This window comes from Hymenobacter piscis (genome assembly GCF_018760735.1).
GTDB classification, from domain to species: domain Bacteria; phylum Bacteroidota; class Bacteroidia; order Cytophagales; family Hymenobacteraceae; genus Hymenobacter; species Hymenobacter piscis.
The window spans coordinates 15,599-42,049 of record NZ_JAHHZN010000023.1; the positions used below are offsets into that span (position 1 = coordinate 15,599).

At 56.1% G+C, this 26,451-nt stretch carries 18 protein-coding genes; 3 read left to right on the top strand and 15 right to left on the bottom strand.

Features of this window, described 5'->3' with window-relative positions; genetic code table 11:
* Positions 1–14: 14 nt before the first annotated feature.
* Both KLP40_RS18055 and KLP40_RS18060 read right to left on the bottom strand, forming a co-directional pair.
* The gene (locus KLP40_RS18055; protein WP_215595232.1) at positions 15–6,122 is read right to left on the bottom strand and encodes a DUF6443 domain-containing protein; all 6,108 of its coding nucleotides are present in this window, start codon (positions 6,120–6,122) and stop codon (positions 15–17) included.
* Between the two features lie 24 nt (positions 6,123–6,146).
* The gene (locus tag KLP40_RS18060; protein ID WP_215595233.1) at positions 6,147–9,800 is read right to left on the bottom strand and encodes an RHS repeat domain-containing protein; all 3,654 of its coding nucleotides are present in this window, start codon (positions 9,798–9,800) and stop codon (positions 6,147–6,149) included.
* Between the two features lie 905 nt (positions 9,801–10,705).
* On the opposite strand from KLP40_RS18060, the gene KLP40_RS18065 reads away from it, so the two are divergent.
* A protein-coding gene (locus tag KLP40_RS18065; RefSeq protein ID WP_215595234.1) for an IS3 family transposase occupies positions 10,706–11,814 on the top strand; the annotation gives its coding sequence in 2 pieces (ribosomal slippage) (positions 10,706–10,961 and positions 10,961–11,814; 1,110 coding nt in all).
* Positions 11,815–12,032: 218 nt separating this feature from the next.
* Here KLP40_RS18065 and KLP40_RS18070 read toward each other — a convergent pair.
* From KLP40_RS18070 to KLP40_RS18095, 6 genes are all read right to left on the bottom strand, one after another.
* A complete protein-coding gene (locus KLP40_RS18070) occupies positions 12,033–12,278 on the bottom strand; it encodes a hypothetical protein (protein WP_215595235.1) in 246 nt (81 codons plus the stop codon).
* 9 nt (positions 12,279–12,287) lie between these two features.
* Complete coding sequence (locus KLP40_RS18075) at positions 12,288–12,518, bottom strand: hypothetical protein (protein ID WP_215595236.1); 231 nt, start codon at positions 12,516–12,518, stop codon at positions 12,288–12,290.
* 59 nt (positions 12,519–12,577) lie between these two features.
* Positions 12,578–13,648 (bottom strand): Fic/DOC family protein, encoded by a 1,071-nt coding sequence (locus KLP40_RS18080; RefSeq protein WP_215595237.1) that lies wholly within the window; start codon positions 13,646–13,648, stop codon positions 12,578–12,580.
* Between the two features lie 71 nt (positions 13,649–13,719).
* Positions 13,720–14,022 carry an antitoxin VbhA family protein gene (locus KLP40_RS18085; protein WP_215595238.1) on the bottom strand — a complete coding sequence of 101 codons (303 nt, stop codon included), beginning with the start codon at positions 14,020–14,022 and terminating at the stop codon, positions 13,720–13,722.
* 72 nt (positions 14,023–14,094) lie between these two features.
* A complete protein-coding gene (locus tag KLP40_RS18090; protein ID WP_215595239.1) occupies positions 14,095–14,451 on the bottom strand; it encodes a hypothetical protein in 357 nt (118 codons plus the stop codon).
* A 244-nt stretch (positions 14,452–14,695) separates the two neighbouring features.
* Entirely contained in the window at positions 14,696–15,028 is a 333-nt protein-coding gene (locus KLP40_RS18095) for a hypothetical protein (protein ID WP_215595240.1), read from the bottom strand.
* A 1,213-nt stretch (positions 15,029–16,241) separates the two neighbouring features.
* Between KLP40_RS18095 and KLP40_RS18100 the strand changes: the two genes are divergently transcribed.
* Entirely contained in the window at positions 16,242–17,177 is a 936-nt protein-coding gene (locus KLP40_RS18100) for a replication initiation protein (RefSeq protein WP_215595241.1), read from the top strand.
* A 130-nt stretch (positions 17,178–17,307) separates the two neighbouring features.
* On the opposite strand, the gene KLP40_RS18105 is transcribed toward KLP40_RS18100, so the two are convergent.
* The 3 genes from KLP40_RS18105 to KLP40_RS18115 all read right to left on the bottom strand — a co-directional run bounded on the left by KLP40_RS18105 (position 17,308) and on the right by KLP40_RS18115 (position 18,985).
* Positions 17,308–17,718, bottom strand: coding sequence for a hypothetical protein (locus KLP40_RS18105; RefSeq protein ID WP_215595242.1), 411 nt, complete (start codon positions 17,716–17,718; stop codon positions 17,308–17,310).
* Between the two features lie 130 nt (positions 17,719–17,848).
* On the bottom strand, positions 17,849–18,757 hold the full coding sequence (locus KLP40_RS18110; protein ID WP_215595243.1) for an ArdC family protein: 909 nt from the start codon (positions 18,755–18,757) through the stop codon (positions 17,849–17,851).
* A gap of 33 nt (positions 18,758–18,790) precedes the next feature.
* A complete protein-coding gene (locus KLP40_RS18115) occupies positions 18,791–18,985 on the bottom strand; it encodes a hypothetical protein (RefSeq protein WP_215595244.1) in 195 nt (64 codons plus the stop codon).
* Positions 18,986–19,344: 359 nt separating this feature from the next.
* Here KLP40_RS18115 and KLP40_RS18120 point away from each other — a divergent pair, with 359 nt between their 5' ends.
* Positions 19,345–19,932 (top strand): methyltransferase family protein, encoded by a 588-nt coding sequence (locus KLP40_RS18120; RefSeq protein ID WP_215595245.1) that lies wholly within the window; start codon positions 19,345–19,347, stop codon positions 19,930–19,932.
* Between the two features lie 58 nt (positions 19,933–19,990).
* Here KLP40_RS18120 and KLP40_RS18125 read toward each other — a convergent pair whose 3' ends face one another.
* The 4 genes from KLP40_RS18125 to KLP40_RS18140 all read right to left on the bottom strand — a co-directional run bounded on the left by KLP40_RS18125 (position 19,991) and on the right by KLP40_RS18140 (position 26,448).
* On the bottom strand, positions 19,991–21,265 hold the full coding sequence (locus KLP40_RS18125) for a cation:proton antiporter domain-containing protein (protein WP_215595246.1): 1,275 nt from the start codon (positions 21,263–21,265) through the stop codon (positions 19,991–19,993).
* A 163-nt stretch (positions 21,266–21,428) separates the two neighbouring features.
* On the bottom strand, positions 21,429–22,040 hold the full coding sequence (locus KLP40_RS18130) for a TlpA family protein disulfide reductase (protein WP_215595247.1): 612 nt from the start codon (positions 22,038–22,040) through the stop codon (positions 21,429–21,431).
* Positions 22,041–22,092: 52 nt separating this feature from the next.
* On the bottom strand, positions 22,093–23,262 hold the full coding sequence (locus KLP40_RS18135; protein ID WP_215595248.1) for an efflux RND transporter periplasmic adaptor subunit: 1,170 nt from the start codon (positions 23,260–23,262) through the stop codon (positions 22,093–22,095).
* Positions 23,263–23,289: 27 nt separating this feature from the next.
* On the bottom strand, positions 23,290–26,448 hold the full coding sequence (locus KLP40_RS18140) for an efflux RND transporter permease subunit (protein ID WP_215595249.1): 3,159 nt from the start codon (positions 26,446–26,448) through the stop codon (positions 23,290–23,292).
* Positions 26,449–26,451: the final 3 nt, after the last annotated feature.

The window sequence follows — 26,451 nt, forward strand, 5'->3', positions numbered from 1 at the left end:
CTTTCTGTTTGTGTTTACTTTCGAGGTCTGTACTCATGAGTATAATCATATTCTTGTGGTGTTGCTTGCCCTAGGGCTCTATACAATATGATGAAACTTGCGTTAGGAATTCCTGGCTTATCTCTTTGCATGCCACTCACGTCATTCGACATATTCGGCGCAGATGCAGTTGACCCCAACTTTCCATCAGGATGAGTATGAAATTCTTGTAATACATTGTAATAAGAGAATTCGCCTTCATATTTTTTATGAAGTTCACCAAGGCCTCCATATGATTTGGTATTTGTATTATTCATATATTTTCCTAAAAGCATATCTGTGACTTTACCATTGCCACTAGATGAATACGAAAAACCTTTTATTTCTACCCCAACATATTCTGAAAGTTTTAAAGCAAAAGACTTCACTCCTTCTACTGAGGGTTGATTTTTCCCTCCTGTTTCAATTATATTATCCTTATTTCTAAAGTTTTGTCCATCTTTAAGTATGCCCTGCTCTATTCCACTAACTGCAACTTTAAAATCTCCGTTTTTTCTTTTCAGGATTTCACCATCCTTGTTAGTTCTTAATATTCTATCAGGTTCATTATTTATTTCACCTACTTGTTTAACCTCACCTGTCCTCTTATTAAACGTAAAATCAGTTAGCCCATTTGGGTCAAATCTGTTTATGGGATTATTTTGCACAAAATTATAAGGCGTTAGCCATTCTCGTTTCTCTGTCATTGGATCTACCACATGCCATCGTCCTAATTGCGCATCGTACATTCGGGCGCCATAATCGAGCCAATTAAGTCCAAAGTCCTCTTGCTTTTCTTTACCATTATACTGAAACCGGCTATTTGGAACACCATCCGTTTCAATTCCCACTAAATTAAGTCCCCACGGATCGTAATGGTTTTCCTGAAATGTTACGGGATCCACTGGGCGTAAGGCTAAATCGTCAAAGTAAGCTGGGGTACCACTCTCGTTGATTAACGATACACGTACGTAGCCCGCACTATCTGCTTTTACTCCGGCTTCTAAATGTTGCCATTCCTCCGTAGCAATTCGTTGCAGGGGGCGGTGTATCACCTTCACTAATTGGCTATCCTGGTCAAATAGTTCGTACCGCAGGAAGGCGTTGGGTAACTCGCTCCGACGCGGTTTCAGGAGTTGCGGCACTATTGCCAGCGAAAGACCAACATAGGGAAATGCCCGCTTCAGGGATGATTTATTGGCTTCCGGTAAGCTGGGGTGAGCCGCCACCTGTGAACCCGCTGCCAAGGCGCTGGTACGCAACAGTGCGCCGACCGGCGTCTTGTCGTAACGCCCATACACGTCCGCGGTGACGCTATCGCCAGGCTGCACGTTTAGGGTAATGCTGGGCCCTACGCGCCGGCCTTCAGCCGCTGATAGCCGGGCCACGTAGCGGCCCGTGCGGGCTTGTTGTGCATCCTGCTGCCGAGTTTCGGCAATGTGTTCGAAATCATGCTCTTCCTGTTCGGCATTGCTTGGCTCCATGCCTGCCGTGATTTGCGTTTCGTTGCCGCTCGGGTCGTTGGAATCGCGGAAAGCGAAACGTAAGTTGCCGAGGTGATCCTTTAAGTGGTACTCATACTTCCACTTAAGGCGAGTGGCGTTGGGCTGATAAATGACCCGTCCTTCGGCTGTAGAGGCGAAAGAAGGCACGCCCTGCTCGTACACAAATGTACCGGTATAGTCCGTTGTGTTGGTCAACGCATTATTGGTGTACACGCGCTTTTGCAGCTTCACGCCGCCAGCTGTATACGTATACTCGATGCGGTTGCCGTTTGGAGTGCTAACGCTGCCAAACTCTATTTTCTCCGGCAGGTTTAGAATGTTGTAAGTAATCCGGTAAATGCCTTTGTTGAGGTCTTGTTCCAGGTTACCGTTGGCATCATATCCGAACTCCGCTTGTCCGCTGCTGCCGTAGCGCACGTTATTATCTTCAAAATCGTGGGTTGCTGCCGTTACTTGGGTATCATCAACGCTTTGCAATCGGTTGCTCAGCTTACCAGTGGCGTCACGGTAACTATAATTCAGCGCGTCAAGGTCGCCGTACTGCGTTGCGTTGCCGGGGGCGCTAACTAACCCTTTACGCTGCAATTCCAGGATGTTACCGTTGGCGTCGTAGCGTACCAAGGGAATGGTGTAATTGGTATTGTGAATGTCCCAGCGGCTCTCCGAGCGTATCGGATCGTATTCGTGCGTGCGATACTGGGCCTCCGTAATACGCTTAAATTGGTCGTATTTGTAACTATAGCCGCGCAAGGTTTGGCCAGTGGCCGTATTTCCGGTACGCCACATTACTTCCGAAATATTGCCATCGAATTGCGCCACACTGGATGGCAGGTTGTGGTTGGCGTTGTACATCAACTCCATACCGAATAGATCGGGATCGGTTTTAGTTAAATCGTCCTCGTTCGGGTCGGCATCGTTGAACCGATTATTTGGATCGTTGGACAAGTTCCGATTATTAATGTTCGTCAGCCAGCCGCGAATATTATAGCGGTAGTCTACTGATTGGAGGAAATTGATGCCTTGGTCGGTACTGTGTAGCTTCTTATCTACCAGTTGCCCCAGCCTATTGTATTCATTACGAGCCAGTATAATCATGCCTTGCCCGTCAGTATTCTGTCTTACTTCCTCCAGCCGGCTCATATGGTCGTAGGAGTATTCCGTGCGAATAGTACGCGTTAGCCCACCGCGCGTATGGTCTAATACCGACGCGACCACATTGCCTATAAAATCGTACGTGGTAGTCACACGTTCAGTGCCACCAACTCCGTTGGAACTGATCGTCTGTAAGGGCCGAAAATCCGGATCGTGATACGTTTTGCTAAGCAACCAGCCACTGGCGGAGCCATTGCTGAGTTGCCGCTGTTTGTTGCCTGTCACCAGCCCACGGGTGGCCACGGCTCGATCTCCAGAGCCAGTAAAGTTCAGAGATGGATTTGCTAAAGCGTTGTAGTTATGATCGTCGTAGTAGGTAACGGTAAGCAAATCACCTTCACCTATGTTGCGAGGGTATGATTCGTTTAAACTGTATCCCGTATCGCTGTTGTCGCGTTTTTCAGAGAAAACTACTTCTTGGGGTGAGTCCAGGGCTGCTTGCACCGCACCTTGGCTTATGCCTGGCAAACTGGTAATTCCCGTTAACACGATCCGGCCCAATTCGTCATACTTGGCGAAGGACCATTTGCCGGTAGCGGCTTGTTTCGCATCCTGGGTTAACACCACTTGATTGCGTTGGTTATATGCAAGCCGCACCGCACCGCTGCCGGGCACTTGTTTTTCAGTAACCCTACCTTGGCCATCATAATCGTAGCGGAAACACCAGCGGGCACTGAAGTCAGACAATGCCGCGGCTGTCGGAGACCAGGCGTCAGGCACCGTTATTTCCTGCATTCCAGCCGGCGAAATTACTAGGCGTAAACGGTTGAAATCATCGTACACGTAATGAGTCAGCAAATCGCCTGAGCCGTCGAGTGGTGCGTAGGTAGCGACTACCATTAATGTCTTGGAAGAACCTACGCACGGGTCACCTAAGTAATCGATGTTAATGCGCACATCAAGGCGCTGAGTGTTCTGGCGTAGTTGACTTGCCACGTACTGACGAACCTGGGTCGTTACATCGGCTGAGCAACTGCCGAAGCGAAAATCAGTACAGGATGCACCCGGTACGCCCACGGTTCCAAAGGTTGCCGATTGAATGCCCGTCAGCCGCATGCCGGCAGGGGCCTGTAATACTAGGTCCCCACCATTGTTTTCACCCTTAGTGGCGCATACGATGCCGCTCTGCGCCACTTGGCGTTTCAGAACGATCAACCCGTCTCTGGTACTGTACTGTACCGTCAATGCATCCTGCTCGTCATACACTTCCGCGGACTTCAGGGTGCCGGGTTTGTAGAAAGCAGGCTTGGACTGCCGGGTTGCTCCTCCTGACAAAGGGCCCGTTTCAAGCTTTTCGTGTGATTGTGAGATCGGGGCATAGGGCCCTGACAACTCTGTGCCTATTTCTTCCAGCTTCCGGCTCTCCGGCAAAACCAAAACATCCTTAATGTAACCCTGAAAGAACGTAGAACAGCACGGTCGACCGCCGATCCACAGGTCGTTGTTGCCGGGATCGGCATCGCCTACGGCGGAATTCACGTAAAAACTGTTGCCCACCGCTACGCGGTTAAGGTATACCTGCGCCCGATTGGTGTTAGCGTTGAAGGAAAAGGCCACGTGCGTCCATTGATTCAACGGGGCGGTACCTCCGCTGTTGATCCACTCCCAGTGGTTGGACGAGTTTGCCACGGCCCAACGAATGGTGCCGTCAGGGAAACGGGCAATTTCGTACTCGCCTTCTTTGTTAATAATAATGCCTTCTTTGTTAGCGGTGGGATATATCCACGCTTCCAAGGTGAACTCGCGCTGCATCCGGAATGCCGAGCTCCCTAAGCCCGAGTCTTTAACAATTACTCGGCCGCTTAAGCCGTCAAACCAAGTTAGGTTCTCGGCGGAAGAGACTATTCCTGTGGCATGATCGTAGTTGAAGCGCCGTACCTCCCCGAATTCATTAGTACGATCCACCAATTTTTTAGTGTGATCGGAACCTTGGGCAGGCTGCCATGCTTGACCAACTGCTCCTTGCTTCACTATTCGATTTAGCGGGGAAGGCTCATATACCGTGCGTTCATAAGGATGATCATCGTTTGCGATTTGGTCACCGGTAGTGGTTACATCGTAAAAGGCTGCTTGTTGCTGCATGGCGTTGGCTTGAAACAAGCCATTATTACCCGTACCAGCGCTCCCCCCGGCGTAAGGCAAATATTTAACAGCGGGCCGGCCCAGCGCGTCGTAGGCGATGGGCGTAACAACATCTTGGTAATCAGTATTTGCGCGCGTGATAACTTCTTGTGTTGCACGCCCCAACTCGTCGTAGTACACAATTTTCTGCTGACGCGTGTCCGCCGTCAGAGCCCCAACTTGCGCCACCGTTTGGATCCCCCTCACTGTAGGGGTATTGGTAATAACATAATTCTTATTTTGCGTCACGGTTACCGTGACCGAAACTGGTGCGCTGGTCTGCCCTGAATTTGAGGTTCCTACCACCGTATAGGTGGTTGTGGCTGCCGGCGTTGCAACTACCGTTGATCCGGTCGTGCGGTCTAAGCCTGTTGCTGGTGTCCACGTGTAAGAACAAGCACCAGTGGCGGTTAAACTCACCGAGTAGCCAGCGTCTACGCTAGCGCTTTGGGGACTTATTTGGAGTGAAGGAGCGCCGTTGATGACTCCGTTGATAGTGGTAGTAATCCTGTTCCATCCAGTATTCGATACTCCTTCGGTCACGAGGTAGTATACTCCCGGGTTTAAAGTTTGAACCATGGAGGCAGAAGAACTGCCTGGACAAAGCAAACCCAAGCCTCGGTTCGAAGCCAGCAGCCCCCCGTTGACATTAAGCAAATAGAGGTTGGTTGGTATTCCCTGCGAACCACAGTTGGACAAGTCAACGGTCATGGTGTTGACCAGCGTAAAGCGGTAGTAGATATCGTCGCTTGCGTCGCCATATTCATTGCCGTAGCAATTGGAGCTGATGTTGCCAAGGGTGCTGCTGAATGGTACGTTGCACTGTAGGTTTCCTACATCTATCGGGTTGCTAATCGTTGCTCCAACAGGGGGCGGATTGACAGCCGCTACTCGCAAGTTCAAGTACACCATCCCCGTACCGGTACCGGGCTTCTCTCCCACTAGGTAGTAGGTGCCAGCAGCCAGGTTTTGAGTAAATCCGCATGAGGTACTCCGCGTTATTTCTTGGCCCTGAGCATTCAGCAGGTAGAAGTAACTGGTGGTGCTAGAAGGGCCGCAGGTAGTGACTTGGGCCGTACCGGGCGCCGCCATATCAAACCGCCAGTAGATGTCATCGCTGGGCTGGCCGTATTGATTGCCATAGCACTGATCTGGAGTGTTATACCGACTGACATCGCTGAAATTCAACCCACAGCCACTGCTCCCTATGTTAATGGGGTTGCTGATGGTTGCTCCTAGCGGAACGATATTGCACTGGGCCACAGCAATAATTGGCAACATCAAGGCCAGAAAAAGCCATGAACTCAGCAAGTATAAAGTTTTCATATTCACAAGATTTAGGCTAGCGACTTACTGCTTGTAGCGGTAGTCGTACTGTTTGACAATGTTGCCCTGGTGGTCTTTGATGACCCGCAGGCGCATTAGCCCGTCGTATTCATAAATGGTGGCTTGGTTGTTAGCGTTGGACACGCTCGTTACCCCGACCATCGGATCGTATGTGTAAGTTTCCATGCGGGCGTCACTTGCATGAACGCGGATGTCGTCAATCCACACGTTTGTTCCGGCAACTCCTGCTGACCTAAAAAGGCCGGGGCGAATAATCAATTCGCCCACGTCGGTGGTGACGTCCACTTCTTTTTGCAAAAAAACCCATTTGCCGCTGGTCGTACCGGGCGTTTGTACGAAGTCGATGTATGAGTCAGCATACAGATCGGCACCACCGCGGCGCTTCATAAATAGAAAGAGTTGTGCACGCGGGCCGTCGCTGTATACCCAACAGGAAAAAACAAACTTGCGAGTAGCCGTTGCGGTGGGAAGAACAACTTTCTCCGGCCCAAACTCAAACATTGCCCCAGAGCCGTGGTTCGTGAAGCGGGCTGAACGCCGGCCAGTATGACGAAGGCTGAAATCAGTGGCCAAATTGGGCCCCCAACCTGTTTGGTTATCCTCGAAATTGTGGTAAATAACTTGATCGGTTGAGGTTTGGGAAATAAGCGCGGTAGGTAGCAGTTGATTATAGCCCCAACGGTATGCTTTAGTGACGTTGCCCGGAGTTTGGGTGCCAAGCACGTTCCCCAAGGCATCGTAAGCTGTGAATTCTGCTTTGAGCTTCAAGCCGGCATCAAGCACAGGGACGCCGTTCGCGTTTGTAAATTGAGGCCAGTCATACCCCATTGTCCTAAAGGGGAGCTGGGTGACGTTAGTTCGGGGGCGTTCTTCCTCGGTGGCGTAATACCGGTAGGGCTGGGGTATGGAACCCACCATTTTGTACGTTTGCAGGGTAGCATTGGTGAATTGTCCGTTGCGGTACGAGAACGTATGCACGGGTGCGCCAACGATGAAGCGCTCCAGTAGCGCTTTCATCGCGTAGTTTTCTTTGTCTGCAGGTGCACCAGCTGGGTAAGAGAAATCAAATGGGTAGCCGTAGTACGTGCCTAACTGCTGGCCCTTGCTATCAATGGTAGTTTGCCCAGACAGCAAGCGATAATTGTTGTATTGATTGGTTTTTCTGGTCGTAACAGCAGTTCTGCCGTAAGAGTCAAACTCGGTAATGGTTTCACCAGTGGGCAGGTAAGAATACGTGTACAGCTTATAAGGAGTGATTTCGTAAAGAATAGCGTGCCGAGTGCAGCTACTGAACGCTGCGGCGCGTAGCGCGCGCACACTCTCATTGGCTTTGTTAACAGCTGTGTAAGTTAATTCCCGTATTCTCACGGGCAAATCGGTGTTGGTATAAGATGCCTCCCGGAGCAGTTTTCCGCGTTCTTCCTCGGTGGAAGAATAGGGTTCGTAGGCGGTCTGCGTGCCTACGCTTACCCACGCCGTTTGATCAAAATTGCCGGTATCAAAATTACTGTATGAATAGATCTTGTAACTGCCGTCGCCTAGCACTTCGGCCACTTCGCTGTAGCCGATGTGGGACCCTCTGCTGTTACTGCTCTCGGGTAACACGCTTTGGGACGAAAACCGGGTGTTACAATAATTGAACGTTGTCCCGTTTAACCCATCGAATCCTTCTTGGCAGACATTGGAAAACTCGTAGCGCGTGGCCCCCCCTAGGACCCCACTCGATGGCAAGGTCTGTGGATTTACCACCTTCGAATTATAGCCCCGTACATAGAAATAGCGCTTCTCCAATCGCTCGTTTGGGCGATCTGGTGAATAGCTGGTCACCTTTTTAAGTCGCACGCCACCTGCTGCTTTGGGCGTGTTGAGCGTGGGGGCTAGCGTTCTTTCCTCGGTTAGTTCCTTTTGGTAAGTATGCTGTTCGAATTCAAATTGGGTTATTCCACCAGTCGGGTATTTTATCTGCGAAAGCATACCGAGCAGGGAAACGGCAGGGACATTATTCGCTGGCTCTCTTTCTGTGAAATAATTTGGGTTGTAACTCTGAGTGGAGATAATACTGGGGTGTTGATGACTAGGGTGAATAAAGGATGACGAGCGATTGTTAAAGAAGCCCCAATGGTCCGTCTTCGTTGACAAATAAGGGGGGAGGCTACCATATATACCATTATTAATGTTGTAGGAGAATTCATAGGCTGGCTTTGGTTCGCCTGACGTCCCGGTTTCCTGAATTGAGCGAAGCATCAAGCGTTCGTCAGTTCGGTTATTGTAACTCAAATGGAAATACTGCGGAGCTAATCCGTTGCGATAAATCGATATAGTGCTAAGCTTTTGCCACTTAATGCGTGGCATAAAGTTTGGATAATTGTCGGCAGTTGATGAGGGCTGTTTGATATTAAAATAATAATCACCCTGCACGAAAGGCATGTAGCCCACCCGCCCCGGCTGTACAGTGCTGTACCATTTGCCAAACACTTGGGTGTAATTGTAGTCGTAAAAGCGGCTTTCGTAAGGTAGTTCATCTGAATCAGTCCGCAAAAACCCAATGCTGCCATTTGCTCCAGAAATAGAAGTCAAATACACGGGGCGAATCAGCTTGCCGCCGCAATTGCCTGCTATGTTGGTATAAAGCTGAGTTCCTGATAATGAATTATTGCAAGCATATGAATCAGACGCTAAGGTATAGCCGAAGAGTTGCAGAATAGGAACTTTCACTTCATTGGAACGGATATTTATGTTGGCGGACAAGTACAATTGAGTTACATAGGGGCCAGCACTGTAATTGAAATTGATTATCCGCCCATTTTTATCGATAACCCGAGTAAGATGCCAAGAATTAGCTACCCATACGTCAGTGTTCTGGTTGAACAAACCAATACTGTATTCGATAGCGTTGGCGCTGCCGCCAAAGATGTATTGCGTGCCTGCCCCATCGGTAATGGTAAAGCCCTTAAAGGAACGGGGATACGAACGGCCGCCGGAGACATAGCGGGTGTACAAGGGCCCGGTAAACGGTATGTCCAGCATTGGGTCTGTCGCTTCGACCGTCACCTTCAACGGCTGGTCACTTTTAACCTTCCATTGTTTGGTTGGTGATGTTGCATCCAAATAGAATGAACCACTAATTCCCAAAAAACTAAAGTTGAACTCATCAGGTTCGGTGTCACGTATCGACTCACCTAGGGCAATGTCGATCAATTGTTGCTTAGTCGCCTGATCATAATCGCAAGGTGGTACGTTGCTGCAGCCCAAAATGCGGTTGGCGTTGTAATAAAAGCCTGCCTGCGTAAAGTGCGGATCTCCCACTTCGTCAAATTCATCCATTTGATCTTTGACAATGCGGGTGATCGCCCCGCCTGCGTTCAACGTCCAGCCCAATCCAACCCACCCAGGATGAACGTCAGGGCGAAAGCCACTGGCGTGATAGGATAAAGAGACAGGTACGCTGATGTTGCCTTCGGATAGGGTATGAATGGGAACCTCAATGCTGGGCAGTCCGGAGAACAACGACACCGGCACTTCACCGTACATGCCTAAACCAGCCGCATTAGGACTTTGCAAACTAGCGGGCTCTCCCGGAAAACTGGTGACTGGAATCTGAGCTTGTAGTGCCGCCGAGTATAGTAATAGGGTCCAGGTTAGTAGTTTTTTTATCATAAGGAAGGAAATGGATTGTGAGCAGGAAGAAACCTAAGCCGTTAGCAACGGGTAATTAGCGGCGGGGAGATGTCTCCGCGTGTAATTTGCGTGGCGATGCGCACGTTTCCCATATGAGTTCCACGCTCGGTTGTGCAAGCCGTTTGCAAAGGAATCAGAACGCGTTCGCTGAGGCCGCACGCGCAAGGCAACTTGCCGACCATCGAGTGTTATGTTATTATAGTCTCCTTACGGTAACTTGTAAATGCCTATCGGTTCAGCAGTGGTGAGAAGCTTAGTTGGCTGGTGGTTAAACCATGCATGCATTCGTTTAACACAATGGCAATCGGGCTTCGGTAAAATGGAACAGTGAGTATGGCGGTTAAGCAAAGCTAGGCGTGCGCACCCATCAACGCTGCGGGCAGCAGCTACCAATCCATCGGACACTATACCGAACGCAATTAAGATGCTGCAGCTTTCTCGGCAAGCTGAATATCGCTTGGGACCGCTGTGGCAACGGAGAATTGTGAACCGGTGGTGGGCGTTGCCACCACCATTGAGCAGCATGGGCGCGATGAACCATTCCAGACTGACCATCGAGCGAATGCAGGAAAAGCGACTTAATTTGGCAGTTTGAGAGGCTTTTACAAGGGTTGGAATGGGTACTCTCGTTGCAAAGCCGTGTAAAGCGGACCTGAGGGGCGAAACTTAAGATAGCCGAAGGCAGCTCAAGGGTGCAGCAATATTACGAACTCATTGCAATTTTCCATCACTGCATCAAATCATAAAGCACTAGAGCCTGTTATGCATTGGTGGCGTAATTTGGGGGTATGGCACAGCGAATTGACGTCCTCCCACAAAACCGGACCGCTGTAAAGTAGAGAAATCAGGCCCTTGTTGTATCTTAAAATCAAGAGACACGTGCCATGAAAAAGACAAAATTCACCGAGGCCCAGATCGTGTTTGCCTTGCGTCAGGCCGACACCGGCGTGGCCGTTGCGGAGGTGTGCCGGAAGATGGGCATCAGCGAGGCGACCTACTACAATTGGAAGAAGAAATACGGCGGGCTAGGGGTGCCTGAGTTGCGCCGGTTGAAGCAGTTGGAAGAAGAGAATTTGCACCTCAAGCAGCTGGTGGCCGACCTGAGCCTGGACAAGCAGATGCTGCAGGACGTACTGAAAAAAAAGTTCTGAAGCCCGTGCAGCGTCGACACGCGGCTCACCACCTGATCGACGCCTACCGCATCTCGACCCGTCGGGCCTGCCAGGTCGTATCGCTGCAGCGCTCGAGCTGGTACTACCGACCGCACGGGCGGGACGACACGGTGCTGCGCCGGCGGTTGCGGGAGCTAGCCCAGATCCGGGTGCGCTACGGCTGCCAGCGCCTGTTCACATTGCTGCGACGAGAAGGCTGGCCGGACAATCATAAGCGCGTCCACCGCCTCTACTGCCTGGAAGGGCTGCATTTACGTAGCAAACGTCCCAAGCGCAGCCGGGCCGCGGCGCACCGGCTGGAGCGGGTCGAATTGCAGCGGCCGCACCAGAGCTGGAGCATGGATGTTGTGGCTGATCAGCTCTTCGATGGGCGCAAGATTCGCGCCTTAACGATAGTCGATAACTTTAGTCGCCAGTGTCTGGCCCTTCAGGCTGGGCAGTCGCTGAAAGGCGAAGACGTGGTGGCTGTGATGAGCCGCCTGCAGCAAACGCGGGGCGTCGTACCTGAGCGCATCCAGGTCGATAACGGCAGCGAGTTTATCAGTAAAGCGCTGGATAAATGGGCCTATGAGCAGCGGGTCACGCTGGACTTCTCGCGGCCCGGCAAACCGACGGACAACCCGTATATTGAGTCGTTCAACGGTAGTTTTCGGGACGAGTGCCTGAACGTACACTGGTTCCTGTCGCTGACTGACGCGCAGGAGAAAATCGAGCAGTGGCGGCAGGAGTATAACAGCTTCCGACCACACAGCTCGTTGCAGAATTTAACGCCCGATCAGGTCATGGCGGCAGCCACTACTGTCGAGCTTCAGAACGCCTGATTCTCTACTGCGGGCCGGTCCAGCAATTGGGAGGAGGTCACGAACACATTCGCATCCAAATCCAAATGCCTACGCGGGCGGGCAATCAGCCCACCGTCATTTAACACAAGTTATTACCAAACAAGCATTTATATATTCGATATACATTACGCGAATGAACACCTTCTAATGGTTGGATAATCATTGTCATACCACAAAAAAGGGTATGTACCCAGTATTCACATCACGATCCGTAGTGCAACGTGGCGATTTTTCTGTTTTAGAAGCTCCACGACAGAGTAATTTCCCAATCCAAGATTGAAGAACAGGTAATTCTCTACCAAGGACCTCTCTTCCTCACTAGCTTCAATCAATTCCACCTGTCTGATTGCTTTAGCTTCAGCAGGAGTGTCTGGCAGTAGTTCAATGATTACCCGCCAGTTTCCGTTTCCCAAAGACTGCTTGTCCACTAACCTGTGCTTCATGTTGTTGGCTTAAGGCTTCTTGATATAGCGTGTGTCATTTACATCTAATACCTGTTTTATATCAGCAACATCAATAAATATCTCATCGTCACAACCCATTTCTTTGATTTTAACCCGCACCATACCTCCATAAAACCCAATTACGGTCCAGTAAAGGTCGCAGTCAGTAATCCCATTTCTCTTGAATCTGACGTGGTTGCCCACTTTGAGATCAGCCAATGTGTATTGGGGCTGCTTCATCTTGAGTAATGTTGCGTGATCAGTCTTAAAGGTACTACGCTTTACAAAACGGTACTGGCTTATAATTTCGGACTGCGTCGTTTTACCAGCGGTACTTTTTGCTCCTTAAAGGTTCGTTGTGGCTGCTCTAGCTTCACTAGCTGCTGCACACTCTGCGCTAACGCAACCGCGTGCACCATGAGCGCGGTTTCCTGTTTAAGCACTGGGTGCTTGGAGACTTCCAGGGCTGCCTGCTGAATGCTATTTCCTTGCTCAGCGGCCGTAGCCTGGCCATTTAATACCTGGCTCATCTGTTGTAGCAGTTGATTACCGCGCGTAGTATCGCCCCGGTCAATATCCCGTAGGGCTCCCCCGATGATATACGCACTAGCCTGCAGTACCCGCTGCGCTTCCATGCGCTGCATATCGGGCGTGGGCCCAGCCAGCGGCCGCGCCTGGCTGGGGTCGCGCCAGTGGGCGGCTTCCGGGCCCGGTAGTGGGGTAATACCCGAGCGTAGGAGTAAAGTCAGCGGTTCCAGATTCTTCGCCGGCTGCCCGGGCCCGTGGGGCCGGATGATAGCTAAGTCGCGCGCGTTGTTGAGCTGAGCAGCCGCGGCCGGCCTTAATTCGACCTGGTACCCGGCCTGCCGGCCCAGCACGGCCAGTACTCCCTGAATCGTGCGCCCGTTGCCCTCGCGGAAGGTGTGCGCATGATTGTACTGGTCGAAGTAGTATGCTGTACGTTCAGCGAACTGCGCCGGGCTTAAGCCTCGTAGGGTATTTTCCTGTTGCAGTTGGGCGCCAATAGCATCCAGCCGCTGGTCGAGCTGCGCGTAGGGCGCGTACCGCATCATGTCGCCCTGCGGATTGAGCACGAAGGCCGGTTTCTGCCCCTGAAAAGGCCCTTCGGGTCCGTGGGCCCGGGTTTGGCCGGCCCAGTCATACACGTCCTGAAACAGGGTGTGGTGGATCTGCTTCAGGTGCGCGGCGTTGAACTGGCCGGGTATCTCCAACGTGCCCGCCAGCAATTGGGCCATGATCGGAATGGAATAGTCCGCTTCTACCTGGCGCAGCTGCTCGGCGTTGGTAATGCCCAGCCGATTGTAGATAATCTGGTCGCGGGCGTTGAAGAATCCGTCCTGAATAGCCACAAGCTGCTGGTCTAGTAAAAAATAACCCGTCCGGGTTCAGCCCGGACGGGTTTCGATGTTCCAGGCGGGCCTTAGGTCAGAAAGTCCTGCTCCGGCTGCATTTCCGCGCGGCGCGGAGTGATAGTAGGGGTGCTACTAGTTCCGGAAGTAGCCTGGGCGGCTGCCGCTGCTACGCGGGGGGCATCCTGGCGCCGCAACTCCTCGGTGACGCCTTGCAGGGTCAGCTCCCCTGCCACGTAGCGGGCATACAGCGCTTCCGCCCGGACACTGGGCACGGCTCCCTGCGCCACGCTCCAGGCCCGGGCATTATCGATTAGCTCCTGCCGCTGGGCCGGGGTTTTCTCCCGCTCGGAAAAGGTGATGGGCTCTTGCATAATGGGACTGATTAAGCGCGTGAGTACACTGTAAGTAACGTTTTTACTGGCCGAAAGGCTCCCACTGGAGGCCTATTCGGCATTTGCCAGAAACTGCAGCTGGGCGCGAAACGTGGCCAGGGCTTCGGCATCCGGCAGCAGAAAGCACGGCGTCTTACTGGCCGGTGGGTACTGCAACAGCTCGGTGGGCACCGCCAGGCAGCTCAGCAGCCGCTGGAGCAGGCGCGGCTCCTCGCGTTTGAGCTTGCCGTTTTTCAGGTTGATGATGTTGGGGTACGTGAGCTGATGCGCCGCGCAAAAGGGCTTCAAGCCCCCGTTGCCCAGCATTTTCAACCGCCCCTGCGCGTAGCAAAGCGCCTCGGCGTAGGACACGGTCAGCTGTAAGTCGGGGAAGGGCAGCGGGGCTACTACCAAGCATTCTGCTTCCATGTGGGTTCAGGAGTAAGCGGGTCGGGGTAGTCGTCGCGGCGGCCTGCGCAGCATCTAGACCCAACTGTTGGCCTATAATTTCCGGTGCCTTCGCAACCCGGTGAACACTACGAAGCTACCAACTGCGGGCAGGCCCGGGGCGAAAAAAGGACGAATGGTAAAAAGTTAGCCGCGAAATGCACCACGACTACGCGAACGGCTCCACGCGTACTCTCCAGAAGACCAATGAGTGCCAGGTCGCGCCTCAGTGCTGCTGCTTGGGGCGCCCCAGCTGCGGCGCCGGCACCGCTACGGGATGCTGCATCTGGTAGTAGGCCAGTTCAAACACGGTGGGCAGGTCTAGCTTGGCTAGCTCGGCCAGACGCTGGAGCTCTTCCAGGGTAGCGGTTTCGGGCCGCTGCATGCGCAGGGCCAGGGTGCGCGGCACCACTTTCCAGGCCTCCGATACCTCCTTGCGGGTACCCAGCGAATGAATCAGCTCCGCCAGCGAGCGGCAGGCCACGGGCACTTTACGGGGCTGCTCGCGTTCCAAGGGCAGCACCTGAACGGTAAGCGGCGCGGTTGTAGGGGTCTTCATGCTGTAAAAGAAAGAAGCTAAATTGGCATAATTACGGCCCGGCGCAATTATCGCATAAGAGGTGGCGTTTCTCCCTCGGTTTCCAACTTATAATACGTGGTTTTTCCATTGGCTACTGCTGCCCTGATGCCCGTCTCCCTGGCGGCTGGCAGGAAGCAGTCAACCATAGAGTTGGTTCTTCCCCCTACCCGATCACCGCCCACTTCGGCCAGTGAGTCAGTAGCAAAAAGGTAGCTGCCGATTAGCGAAAGGATAGTTTTTGTAAGTCAACTCTCCGGCTTCATGCTCTAGCTTCTCCACTGACGTGAGGCATGGTCCGGCAGTGCAAACCGCATATTGTCCTTGGTAAACAAACGTTTCCAGCTAATTGAAGCAGTTTTTAGGGTTATTTCCCAGCATCCAGGAGAAGCCGAAAGGATAGAAATGGTAAGTCAAACAAGGATGTGTCGCGGCCCCTTTAGCCCTAGTCTGACAGGAATAGTGCCCTCAGGTACTGGAAACGCTTACCATTTCTATCCTTTCGGCGAAGTCCGGCTGGTCTGGCTTACCATTTCTATCCTTTCGCGCATCCGGAAACCCGATTAGCCAAACAATTTCTATCCTTTCGCTAACCAGTTACTAATCGCCGACCAGCTTTGCCGGCCGCTATGCCATAAAACTGTAATTTCTTCTGGTGCTCTAGTAGCAGCAGAATCAGGTAAAATGGCTCTAGCATAGCCTGAAGGCCGTTTTTATACTATCTTCAGGCCTACTGCTGTATAGCATACAGGCCTTACAGGCAATAAAAAGTAAAATTTTTCTTTAAATAGTGCAATTCCGTTTTGTGCTAGAATATGCCTTCTGTCTTGTTGTCTTCTTGTCTCGCCCTCCCCGTTTTGTACCCCCTAAAAGCCTTTTGAAATTCAGACATCAACAACTTTGTGATTTTTTTTTATTTGTCAAGTATTTACTCTATTTGCAGGGTTCACAAGTAATTGATCTTCTATATCTTATGCCCTCTTAAGGATAGAAATGGTAAGTGAAAGGATAGCTTTCGTAAGCGAGAAAGATAGAAATGGTAAGCGAAAGGATAGAAATGGTAAGTGAAAGGATAGCTTTCGTAAGTCGAAGGGATAGAGATGGTAAGCGAAAGGATAGAACAGTAGGGAAGGCTTCCTTTTAACTGCTGCAAGTTGCTTATATTTGGCTGTAGAAGCTACTTGTCCCCCTCCCCATGAGCGTTCCGGCCACTTCTGAAACTTCCTTCCTGGAAATCCGGCAGCACAATGCCATCACCACGGCGCGCTACGAGATGAGCGCCTGCGAGATGGACATTGTCTTCTCGCTTTTGTCGGTGCTGCGCAAGGAAGACAAAGCCGGTACCATCTACCGCATCCGGGTTAAGGAGCTGGAGCAGCTAACGGGCCGGGTCTGGAACTATCAGCGCCTGCTGGAAGCTACCTCTAACCTGCGCAGCCGTGAGTACCACATCGAGGACAACAAGCACGTGCTGCAGGTGGGTCTGCTGGCTTCGGCTCTCTACATCAAGGGCGAGGGAATCATCGAGCTGGAAATCTCGGAGCGCATGCGGCGCTACCTGATTGATTTGAAGAACAACTTCACGTCCTACCGCCTGCAGTCGGTATTCAGTTTGTCGAGCAAGTACGCCAAGCGCATCTACCAGATTGCCTCGCAGTGGAAGGACATCGGGGAAACCAAAACCTTCACCCTAGACGAGTTCAAGATCATGCTCTCGCTCAAGGACCCCAAGGGCCAGGAGCCGGAGCAGTACGAGAAGATTTCCGCCCTGCAGAAGTACGTGCTCGACGTGGCCACCAACCAGATCAACGAGCACACTGACCTACGCATCAACTACGAGCTGATTAAGAAGGGGCGCTCTTACCAAAGCATCAAGTTCTTCGTCAACGACCAGGTGCCCCAGCAACTGCCCATTCCCTTCGAGGACGGGGCTGAAGAAGAAAAGCAGCGCCGGGCCCTGCAGAACCTGGAAGAGCTGGAAATCCGGGACCCAAAACTGGTGAGCCAGATTCTGGGGGATGCCAAGAAGCTAAATGCCCTCTTCTCCTTCTGCTACAAGCACAAAACCGGTAAAGTGAAGGCCGACAAGAACCCGGGCGGGTTGTTTCTCAAGATGGTGGGCTTGCGCTAAGGCTTGGGCTGCGCGCTGGCGTCGCCACAATGGTGGCCTTGGTTAAAAGTTTGGTACAAAAGGGAAAGAGCCATAACCTTGGCCCTGGGCATTTGGTCGGTACCGCCCGGGGGCGGCACTTAGCCCCAGCTTACTCTTCATCCTGCGGCGGATAGTCCGGTATCCAGTCATCGGGACTGCCGACAACCGGCGCCGGCGCGGGCTGGTAGGGCTCCAGCTCCCGGCCGAAGCAGTGGCCCAGCGTGACGCCGGGGCACTGCCGCTGAAACCAGGCGGGAAGCACCTCGGGAGCACACACCACGCCTAGAAAGCCCTCGGCGTGAAAGTAAGCTTTCACCTCGGCCGGTCCGAAGCCATTCAGGTAGATGTGCACGCGGGCACCGATGGGCGGCACCTCGCCACGGCCGGACCACTGCAGCCCGGCCGGTAAGCCCGCCAAAGTGGGATACCCTACCCACGCCGGGCAGGCTTGCGGCTCCCCCACCCAGGCAGTGGGGCTAAGAGTGGGCTGACGGGCGGCGGAAGCGGCAGTAGTTGACATAATGGACTAGTGAATGGTACGTGGTGACATGGCGGCCCCCTTGACGGCTGATGCCGGGGCCGGGTATTTTCCTTTTGTTGGCGCGCCAGGGTGCCGGCTGACTTATTGCCAGCCGGTACCCTCTCCCCTATCAGGCCGCTTCGGGCAGGGCTTCGGCGCTGCCGGCTTCGTAGCTAGGCACAATGCCCAGAATGTGGTTAGCAGCCTTCTGGGCCTGGCTGGCGGCGGAAATAATCAGGCGCTTATCATTGCGCAGGGCCTGCAGCCAATTGGCCAGGTAGGCGGCGTTGCTGGGTTCCGTTACGGCCAGGTTCAGGCCGGCGGCGTTGCTGAGGAAGGCGGCGCCCAGCTCGGCCACCAATTCTTCCTTGGCGTAGGTTTCGCTACCGAAAGCGGCCTTTTCCGTGAGCGTGGCCCGGTCAAGGCGCCGGGCGTGGCCGGTGGAGTGGGCCAGCTCGTGAAACAGGGTCGTATAAAAATCCTCGGGCGTGTGGAAGTTCGCCGGCTCGGGCACGGTTACCGTGTCGGTGCTGGTGCGGTAGTGGGGCTCACTGCCGGCGTAGCGGATGCGGGGGCCACCGGCATACCCAGTTACAATCTGCTCGGCGGCCTGCTGGGGCGTGTGCACGCGCTGCACCGGCTCGGGCAGCTTCCACTCCACCCCGTCAATCTGGGCAATGTTGAAAACGGTGGAATACTGCAGAATGGCCACCTTTTTCTCCTTGCCTTGGGCATCTTCCTTCTTCGATACCTTGAAGAATACCACGGGCATACCCTTCTCGCCCTTGCGCACCTGGCCACCCAGCTCGCGGGCCTGGTTGTAGGTCAGGTAATAGGGTTGCTCATGCTGGAGCATGGCCAGCAGCAGGGCATTAATGCCTTGATACACGTGCTGGCTGCGGTAGTTGCGGGGCGCGCCGCGTTCCGCGTTCCACGACTGTTTCCACGGGGCTACGCCGCTTTCCAGGGCCAGGATAATCCGGTTGGTGATGATGTCATACACATCGGTGCGGGGGGCGGCAACGGGGGCATTTTTCATAAACCAAAGGCGGGGTAAGTGGTGAGAAAAGCGTTAGTAGAGGTAATCGGGGTGGGCAGCCGGGCCGAGCTCCCGGACCTCGCGGGCCAGCTGGGCATCTTCCCAGGCCTCGCTTTCCTGCAGGGCCAGCAGCTTCCAGCGCAGCAGTTGAGTGGCATCGGTACAGGCGCTGAGCAGCGGCTCGGCCTTCTGGCGGCGCTCCGGGCTGAAGGCGGGATGATTGAGCACTTCGCGCAGGTTCCGACGAGCCGCAGATACCAGGAGCGCACAAGCAGGGAAAAGAGGCGTTATAGCCATGACTACCAGATGGTTTCAGGTGCGTTGCTTATGCTTATTAAACGTAAAGGCACTCCTTATAGTTGCTTTTTTAGCTTATTTATTAATGCTTTTTTAGCTTATTTATGGCACAGTGATTAGCTTTTTCCCTTTTGTTCTTATCAGGCTTCTCCCTGGTACCTTGGCGTGATCTGACTGCCGGGCCAATTCAGTTTAGCTGCTGGCGGCGGCTGAACGCCAGCTCCGTTCAACAAGTCTTCGCGGCCGGGTATTATCTTAGGGCTTCTTACTGCACTCTTTCTCAAACTATAATGCTGCTGCTGCTCGGCTGGCTGGCCTACTACACCTTGCACAGCGTGCTGGCAGCCACCAGCGTCAAAGCAGCCGTGGCCGCCCGCTGGCCCCTATTCACCCGCTACTATCGCCTGGCCTATAACGTGCTAGCCGCGGTACTGCTTGCCGGCCTGCTCTTCTATCAGCAACAGCGGCCCGCCACTGCCCTCTGGGAGCAACGGTCCGGTCTGCTGATTACTGGCTATGCGCTGCTACTGGGCGGGACGGGACTCGGCCTGCTGGCCTTGCGGGGCTATAACCTAGCCGAATTTGGCGGCTGGGGCTACCTGCGGCCTGGGAACTTACCTGTCAGCACCGACCTGAACACATCAGGGCTCAACGCCCGGATGCGGCACCCGCTTTACACGGGACTGCTGCTGGCCCTGGCTGGGTACCTGCTGGTAGCGCCTACCCTGCCCCACCTGATAAGCGTGGCCTGTTCGGCGCTTTACGTGCTGGTCGGGGTCCGGCTGGAAGAGCGGAAGCTGCGCCATCACTTTGGCCAAGCCTACACCCACTACCAGACGCGGGTTCCCATGCTGCTACCCCGACTACGCAAAGACTAAGCGTCCGGGTCGTCTTCCTTCGCTTCCGGGGCCGAGCCCGGCGCTCCGCGGCAGACTGTTACGCGCCAGCATCCGACCTGCCATCAGGCGCTGGCGCATCCACGGGGCGGGGCGGCCTGAAAAACAGCTGGTAGAAGCCCAGGATGCGTCCTTTGTCGAGCAGGAAAAACAGGGCCGTGCAGCCGACTGTGGTAGCCACGATGACGGCAAAGGTGATGGTCTGGATGACGGCCCCGCCCGGCAGCCCGCGCTGAGCCGGCAGCGTGGCCAGCACGGCTGCCCCCAGCCCCTTGGGAATCATGATGCTCATCAGGGCCATATCGAACTGGGGCGTCTGGCGGTCAGCGGCGGCCAGCACCACCGGAATCCGGACCAGGAACAGCACCAGGGCCATCGATACCCCCAGCGCAATCAGCCACGGGTCATCGAGCACAATGGATAGCCCCACGTAGACGAAAAAGAACGTGCGCAGCAGAAACACGATTTCCGCGAAAAAGTCCTTTTCCACTCTCGTCAGCTCCACCGTACGCGCGGGCAGGACCGCCCGCAGCCAGCCGCGCCGCAGCAACGGCAGATTGCCCACCGCAATGCCAAAAAACAGCACCGCAATCGGCCCGCTGAATTGCAGCAGCTCCACCACGCCGTACAGGATGAAGGCAAAAGCCGGGGTGGAAAACCGGGTTTTCAGCAGCGTAGGCACCCGGTTGAGCAGCGCCAGCCAGAGGTAGCCGCCGCCGGTCCCGGCCAGCAGCGCGCCCACCAGCGCCAGCACCAGCTGGCCGGCCAGCGTAACTACATTGAACGAGGAACTGGTATAGAAGCTGATCAGGGCAATGGGAATGCCCAGCGTGTACACGTCACTAAACGCCGATTCCATGACCAGCGTGGTAGCCGTCTGGGGCAAAATAGTGACCTGCCGGGCCAGCGTCGTCACCACGGCCGAGGACGTGCCGCCCAGGATGGTGCCCAGAATCAGGCAGCTCAGAAAGTCCAGGTCGGTCAGCCATTGGGCCAGCGCCGACACCACCAGCGCCGTGACCACGAAGTTGAGCGTCGTCAGCAGCACCGTGCCCCGCAGCGCCGAGCGCAGCTGCTCGAAGCGCACTTCCAGTCCGCTCTCAAACAGGATAAACACCAGCACCAGATTGGTGAATACCCGCCCCGCCCGGCCAAACGCGCTGGGATCAATCAAATGAAACACCGGCCCCAGCAGCATGCCTACCAGCAGCAGCCCCACGACGTCGGGTACTTTGGTGCGCTGGAAGAGCTGGGCCAGGTAATGGCCCAGAAAGATCAGGAAGCCGATGAGAATGATCAGGAGCGGGGTAGTCATTGGCAGGGAAATACCCAGGGGATGCGCGAGCCGTCCTTAACGGGAAAGGAAATTCCGGGATAAAGTACCCACTTTCAACGCCCGGCCTGCACCTGCTACCGCAAACCGGGCAGCCTCCCACAGGAAGCTGCCCGGTTTGGGGCAGGTCGCGCGCGGCAAACAGCTACATTTTCACCTGCTTGGCCAGATCGTCCAGGGCCGCCCTGAACTCGGGCGTGTCGTACTCGGCCATGCCGTCGTGGCGGGCGGCCACCTGCCCGTCCGGGTCCAGAATGACGGTGGAGGGAATCGAATTGGAATCAAAGGGTGGCGCGAGCGGGCCGGCGGGAAAGTACACCGGGAAGGTGTAGCCCTGGCGCTTGAGCATGGCCTGGGCCTTGGCGGGGTTTTCGTCGAGTGAAATCATCACGAAAGCCACCTTCCTGGGGTCCATCTTCTTATAGAGGGCGTGAATGCCGGGCATCTCGGCCACGCAGGGCGGACACCAGCTGGCCCACAGGTTCACGAATACCACCTTGCCTTTCAGCTCGCTTAGATTGACGTGTTTGCCATCGAGGGTGAGCAGGGGCAGATTATGGGGGTAAGCATTGGTGCCCGTGGCGGAAACGGGCGTGGCAGCAGGTGCCGCCACCGCGGCCGGCACGTCCGCTTTCCACAGGCCCGTGGCCAGCAGGCCGCGCTGGATGCCACCCAGTACCGGGGTGCGCAGGGGCGTGAACAACACAAGGGCGAACAGGGCTATAGGCAGCCACTGCAACAGCTTTTTACGATTCATGAGCAAAGGATTTAAACGCGCAACAACAAACAAATGAAAAAACGTTCATATATCAAACTCCGGCGGGCTTGTCTTTGGCAACCGTAACGGGCTGGCCGTCGGGCACCTGCTCCGCGGCTTCGCGAATCAGCTCATCGCCGGGCGCCAGCGGCCCAAACACCACCACGGTGTCGCGGCTCAGCAGCTGGCCCTTGCGCACGGGTACCCACTGGGCGCGTCCCTGCTGCACGCGTACTACCTGGGCCTGCTTGGGCGCGTCCGGGGTGGCGAATACGGCCGAGGTGGGCACCGCTACGGCTTTCGCATCGGTGGGCAGCGCTACCAGCACCTGGGCGTACATGCCGGCCTTCAGGCGGCCGTCGGCATTGGGCACGTCCATTTCCACCAGCTCCGAGCGCACGGTCTGGCTCAGGCGGCTGGCGTTGCGAAGGAACACCCCGGTGAAGGTCTGCCCGGGAAAGGCCGGTACCGTGAACGGCACCGAAGCGCCGGGCTGCAGCCACTGCCCGGCGGCGGCTTCGGGCACGGCCACTTCCAGGCGCAGGGTGCGGCTGTTTTCCAGCGAGAACATGGGCGCAGCCGGCTGGCCCCCACCCGGCCCCACCAGGGCCCCGGCCGACACGTTGCGGGCCGTAATGGTGCCGCTAAAGGGGGCGCGCACCACCAGGTAGTTGCTCAGCTCCCGGCTGGCCTGCAGCTCGGAATAGGCAGCCTGCACGCCTGCCTGGTCGGCCTGCATCTCGGCGCGGGCCCGCTCCAGGTCATTGGGCGAGATGGTGCCCGGCTCCTGGCTGGTGCGCAATAGCCGTTCGTAGCTGGCCTTAGTGCCAGAAAGCTTGGCTTGGGCCGCCTGCCAGCGTGAGCGGGCCCGCGCCAGTTGGGCGGCCAGCTCCGGGGCTTCGAGCACGGCCAGCGTCTGGCCTCTGGTCACCCGCGAGCCGCGGTCTACTATAACCTGTTTCACGAAAGCCCCCACGCGGGGGAAAAGGTCAACCTGCTCATAAGGCTTGAGCTCGGCGGGCAGCCGCAGCCGGCGCACGGCCGGAGCGGCACTGAGCCGGAAGGTAGTAACAGCGGCCGGGGCGGCGGGAGAGGACTTTTCAGCGGTGGGCTCCGAGGCCCCGGACGAGCAGCTGCCCAGCGCGCCGCTCAGCAGCAGGCCCACCAGTGACAAGGAAGCAGGTTGAGGTGAATGGGCAATCAATTTCAGGAAGGCATTCATATAGACTCAGTAGAAAGAAAGAGAAGATTAAGCGGCCTGTCGGGTACGGGCGGGCAGCAGGGAGCCGGATTCGTAGCCCACCCGGCGCATGGCCCAGCCGAACACGTGGGGCAGCACCAGCAGCGAGGCCAGCGTGGAGGCGATGAGCCCGCCGATGACGGCCTGGCCCAGCGGGGCAATCTGGTCACCCCCTTCGCCCAGGCCCGAGGCCATGGGCAGCATGCCGGCAATCATGGCAATGCTGGTCATCAGAATGGGCCGGATGCGGGTGTCGGCGGCCAGGCGCGCGGCCAGCGGCACGTCGCGGTGCTCGTGGCGCAAATGGTCGGCACTGGTGACGAGCAGAATGGCGTTGGCCACCGACACGCCCACGCTCATAATCATGCCCATGTAGGACTGCAGGTTGAGCGTGGCGCCACAAGCCAGCAGCATCAGCAGGGAGCCCGCCACCACGGCCGGCACCACCGAGAGCACCACCAGCGAGAGGCGGAAGGACTGGAAGTTGGCCGCCAGCAGCAGAAAGATGACCACGATGGCCATACCGAGGCCCGTCTGCAGGCTGCTCATGGTGTCTTCCAGCAACTGGGGCTGGCCCACCAGATTCGCCATTACCCCGCGCGCGGGCTCCCCGACTTGCTGCAGGGCCTGGCGCACGGCCTGGGCGGCGGTGCCCAGGTCGCGGTCCTGCACGTTGGCCGTGATACTTACCAAACGATAAGGCCCCTGACGGTCAATCTGGCCGGGCATCATGCGCGCCGACACCGTGGCCACCTCCCCGATGGTGGGGCGGGCCTGCCCGGCCTTGACGGGCAGGGCTTCCAGATCCTGCAGCTGGGTGAGCTGGTCTTCGGGCAGTTGCACCTGCACCTGGTAGCCCAGGCCGGACTTGGGGTCGAGCCAGAGGTTTTTGCTGGTAAAGCGCGAGGACGAGGTGGCGGCCACCACCGACTGCGTAATTTCCTGGCTGGTGAGCCCGAACTGGGCGGCCCGCTCCCGGTCCACGTCGATGCGCAAAGCCGGGTACTGCAAGGGCTGGGCAATCTGCACGTCGCGCAGGAAGGGAATCTGCCGGAGCTCGGCCAGCACCTTGCGGGCGTGGCCGGCGGCCTCTTTGAGGTTTTTGCCCCCCACGTTTACCTGGATGGGCGTCGGCGCGCCGTCGCTCATCACCTTTTCCACTAGCTCAATCGGCTCGAAGCTTAACTGTAACCCCGGCTGCGCTTCGTGGATGCGTTTCCGTAACCGCTCCTTGAGCTGGCTCAGCTTCACGTGCACGCCCTCCTTCAGGGCCACCTGCATCAGGGCCTCGTGGGGGCCGGTGGTAAAGACGAACACCGAGTTGACGGCAAAGCTGGCCGGCTGGGTGCCCACGAAGGTGGAGGAGATTTCCACGTTGTCGGGGCCGACTTCTTTATTGATGATGGCCTGCACGGCCGCCACCGTCTGCTCGGTCTTTTCCAGGCGGGTGCCCACCTTCTCGCGCAGTCGCAGCTGAAACTGCCCGCTATTAGCCTGAGGAAAGATATCGGTGCCGATGAAAGCAAACCCGGCGCCCACAACCAGCACCGATAAGGTCAGGTAGCCCAGCACCACGCCCCGCTGCCGGCCCTGGGCCCGGACAAGCAGGCGCTGGTAGGCGGCCTGGAAGCGGGCGAAGAAACCGGTTTGTTCAGCCGGCGCGGCGTGACCGTGGCCGGCGGCCGGGACATGGTCCTTCATCAGCCAGTTGGCCATCACCGGCACCAGCGTCTGCGAAAGCAGAAACGAGGCCACCATGGCAAAGCCCACGGCCAGCGACAACGGCAGGAACATGGCCCGGGGCACGCCTTCCATAATCAGGGCCGGCGCAAACACGGCCAGGATGCAGAGCAGAATCAGCAGCTTGGGCAGGGCAATTTCGCGGGCCGCGTCCCAGATGGCCTGGGCCTTCGGTTTGCCGCGCTCCAAGTGCTGGTGAATGTTTTCGATGGTCACCGTGGCCTCGTCCACCAGCACGCCGATGGCCAGCGCCAGCCCCGAGAGGGTCATGATGTTGAGCGTCTGCCCGAAGAGTCGAAGCAGAATCACCGCCGACAACACGGAAAGCGGAATAGTGGTCACTACAATCACCACGCTGCGCCAGTCGCGCAGAAACAGCAGCACCATAAGGCCGGTGAGCACCGCGCCCAGGATGCCTTCGGTCACGAGGCTCTTGAGGGAGTTGGCCACGTAGGTGCTTTGGTCGAAGGCATAGCTGAGCTTCACGTCCTCGGGCAGCAGGGCCCGCAGGGTGGGCAGCTTGTCCTTGACCTGCTGCACTACTTTGAGGGTGGAGGCATCGGCCTTTTTGATGACCGGCATATAAATGGCCCGCTTGCCGTTGATGACGGCGTAGCCCGTCGTGACGTCGGCGGCGTCCTCCACCGTGGCCACATCCCGCAAATACACGCCGGGTCCGGCGCCGGTGCGCAGGGGCACGTCCAAAAAGTCGGCCGGGTTTTCAATCAGCGAGTTCACCGGGGCCATGTAGGCCACGTCGCCCATCTTCACGTTGCCGGCCGCTGAGGGCTGGTTGCTGCTGACGATGGCCTTGACCACGTCGTCGGGCGTGAGCTGGTAACCGCGCAGCTTGGCCGGGTCGGCCTTGACTACGATAGTGCGGATGTTGCCGCCGAACGGGGCCGTCGACGTGACGCCCGGAATGGTGGTGAACATGGGCCGGATGCGGCTGGCGGCCAGATCCTGGAGCTGGGTCAGGGAGCTTTTCTCGCTTTCCAGCACCAGCTGACCCACCGGTAGGGAGCTGGCATCGAAGCGCACTACTTGCGGGGGCAGGGTGCCGGTGGGCATAAACGCCGTGGCCCGCGAGACCTGGGTGGCCACCTCGGCCGCGGCCTGGGCCATGTCGGTGCCGGGGTAAAAGGAGAGCTTGATCAGGGTCAGGCCCTGGATGCTTTTGGTTTCAATCTTTTTGACCCCGGACACGAACAGGAAGTTGTTCTGAAACTGGTTGGCCATGAAGCCGTCGAGCTGCTCGGGCGAGAGCCCGCCGTAGGGCTCGGCCACGTAGATGGCCGGCACGTCCATGCCGGGGAAGATGTCCACGGCAATGTCGCGCACGGCGGCAAAGGCGAAAAAGAGGATGGCCAGCATGGCCACCACCACGGTGAGGGGCCGCTGCAGGGCCGACCGGATGAGTTCGTACATGCG